2 protein-coding genes are annotated in these 1289 nt (G+C 59.7%); both read left to right on the top strand.

The annotated features are described in order from the left end of the window. Nucleotides 1-948 (top strand): NAD-binding protein (locus tag AC0L24_RS33775; protein ID WP_473565073.1); only part of this gene is annotated, 948 nt, incomplete at its 5' end. Continuing rightward, the coding region (locus tag AC0L24_RS33770) for a methyltransferase domain-containing protein (protein WP_473565071.1) at nucleotides 945-1289 on the top strand (345 nt) is incomplete at its 3' end. The genes AC0L24_RS33775 and AC0L24_RS33770, both read left to right, overlap by 4 nt.

The raw sequence follows: 1289 nt of genomic DNA, 5'->3' as shown, positions 1-1289 counted from the left end.
TCGCTAGAAGCACCCGCGAGCAACTTGTCCCACATGGGGGTCGATTTCGCCAATGTCAGCTTCTTCGTCGGCGGGCCATCCGAAGCCTATGTGCGTTCTGAGAGGGTGTTGCAAACCATCGGAGCTGTCTCCTTCCATGTCGGAGACATCGGTCAGGGCCAGTCAGCCAAACTACTGACGAACCTACTCTTCTATACGGCAGCCGTGGCGAGCGGCCACGCGCTCTGCCAAAGCGTGCGAGAGGGCGTTCCAGCGCAGCAGGCGTGGCATAAGTTTGTCGCGTCGTCCGCAAACTCCGTTGCAATCGAGCAATTCGTCCCGTTTCTCCTGGATGGCAGCTACGATCGCTCGTGCACTCTGGAGATCGCGGTGAAGGATATGGGCTTGACGGTCCAACTGGCGGACGAACTCGGCGTAGAATTGCCGATCGGGCGCGCGATCGAAAAGCGCTATAGCGAGGCGGGACGGAAGTTCAACCGACACGGCAGCCATCTGCAAGTCGTCGCGCTGGCGGAGGTGGCCTTCGGCGTTGGACTGCAAGTGCCGGGCTATCGCGCGCCATCCAAATACGGTGCCCACCCCGCGCATCCGCAAGACCAGGAATTCCTGACCGATTATATCGGAAGGATCAAACCCAAGCGTGAGCATGTGTTCCCGCTCGACGACGTCCCGCTCACTGACATCCAGATCCGCTTGCTCAAGTCTCTGGTCGACGAGCTCACCCACGTCAATCGCCTGATCCTTGACGAGGCGTTTGATCTTGGACGTGGCATGGGCCTGAGCGATGTCTTGATCCACGACGTTATCACCTGGAGCGTGGGCGCCTCCGCATGGTCGGATAGCCATGCTCAGCAATACAGCAGTGAGCGGCTTGTGCATCTAGCCGGTGCCATTTCGCCGCTGACGATGCCGCATCTCATCTGCCCCCAAATGGAGGAACTGTCATGACGCTCGATCAGCAGACGGCATTGGCGCAAGCGGCACGAAAGCGCATCAAGGATTCCCATGCCCTCGACGGCGACGCCGGCAGCTTGGTCCACTTCTATCGCGGATGGGCCAATTCCTACGAGTTGGATGTCGGTCGCGATGGATACTGCGGGCCGACGATCGTTGCGGAATTGGCGGGCACTGTGCAGACAGCGTATTTGGCCAATAAGCGAGCAGCCATCGCAATCTTGGACGCTGGGTGCGGAACAGGTCTCGTTGGCGTGGAACTGAAACGCCTCGGCTTCCAGTTGATTGACGGGATCGACCTCTCCGAGGAGATGGCCGAAAAGGCCCGGAAAACC

Source organism: Mesorhizobium sp. WSM4809, assembly GCF_055811655.1.
This window is presented reverse-complemented; position numbering and strand designations above follow the sequence as displayed.